This is a genomic window from Streptomyces endocoffeicus, assembly GCF_016741935.1.
In the GTDB taxonomy this organism is placed as follows: Bacteria; Actinomycetota; Actinomycetes; order Streptomycetales; family Streptomycetaceae; genus Streptomyces; species Streptomyces endocoffeicus.
Genome location: NZ_JAERRG010000168.1, coordinates 1 through 1,015, shown reverse-complemented (window position 1 = coordinate 1,015; position 1,015 = coordinate 1). Strand labels below are relative to the sequence as shown.

The following is a 1,015-nucleotide window of genomic DNA, read 5'->3' as shown; positions in this document are numbered from 1 at the left end:
TGGCCGAGGCCCGGCGCATGCGCGCGGTCGAATTGTTCGAGCAAGGACGTTCTTCATCCGTGGTTGCACGGATGGTGGGGATCCACCCCGAGAGCGTGCGCCGGTGGAAACGCCTGTGGGAGCAGGGCGGGGCCCCGGCACTGCGGCGGCGTCCGGCCACCGGCCGGCCACCCAAGCTGGATGACGCCCAGGTCGAGGTGGTTCGGACCGCGTTGGAGCAGGGCGCCCAGGCGCACGGGTTCGAGGCGGATCTGTGGACCTTGGAACGGGTCGGCGTGGTGGTTGAGCGGGTGAGTGGGGTGAAGCTGGCCCGGGCGTCCGTGTGGCGCTTGCTGACCGGGCGGCTGGGGTGGAGCCTGCAGCGGCCCAGGCGTCAGGCCGTCGAGCGGGACGAGTCCGAGATCGCCCGGTGGGTCGCCCAGGAGTGGCCACGCATCAAAAGGGGGCGGTGAAGAAACGTGCCTGGATTGTGTTCTTCGATGAATCAGGTGTGTCACTGCTGCCCCAGATTCGCCGCACCTACGCACCCCGCGGGCGCACTCCCACGCTGCGGCACCGGCTGAACTGGAAACGAGCCGGGATGGCCGCCGCGCTGGGCTACCACGCCGCTGACCTTGAACGTGGCCCGCGGCTGTGCTTCCACCTCAAGCCGGGCAGCTATGACACCACTTCCCTGATCGAAGTGTTGGAACACGTCAAGACCTTCTACGCCGGCGAGTCGGTGGTGTTGGTGTGGGACGGACTGTCGGCCCACTGGAGTCGGAGCATGCGGGCCTGGGCGGCCGAGCAGGACTGGCTGACCCTGGAGCGGCTGCCGGCCTACGCACCCGAACTCAACCCGGTGGAACTGCTGTGGTCGGCCATCAAGGCCCGCGAGCTGGCTAACCTCGCCGGCGACCACCTCGCCGACGTCGCCGACGCGGCAGAACGCGGCATCCACCGGATCTGCTCCAACGAACAACTCCCGTGGTCCTTCCTCACTCACACCGGATTGACAATCCATCCCGAACCACCA

The 1,015-nt window shown here is 68.2% G+C and carries 2 protein-coding genes; both read left to right on the top strand.

The features are described 5' to 3' along the window. Positions 1-452: winged helix-turn-helix domain-containing protein (locus JK364_RS54405; protein ID WP_201858876.1), on the top strand; the 452-nt coding region annotated here is incomplete at its 5' end. Continuing rightward, positions 425-1,015, top strand: a 591-nt coding sequence (locus JK364_RS54400) for a transposase (protein WP_307841734.1), incomplete at its 3' end; no start/stop codon positions are given. The genes JK364_RS54405 and JK364_RS54400, both read left to right, overlap by 28 nt.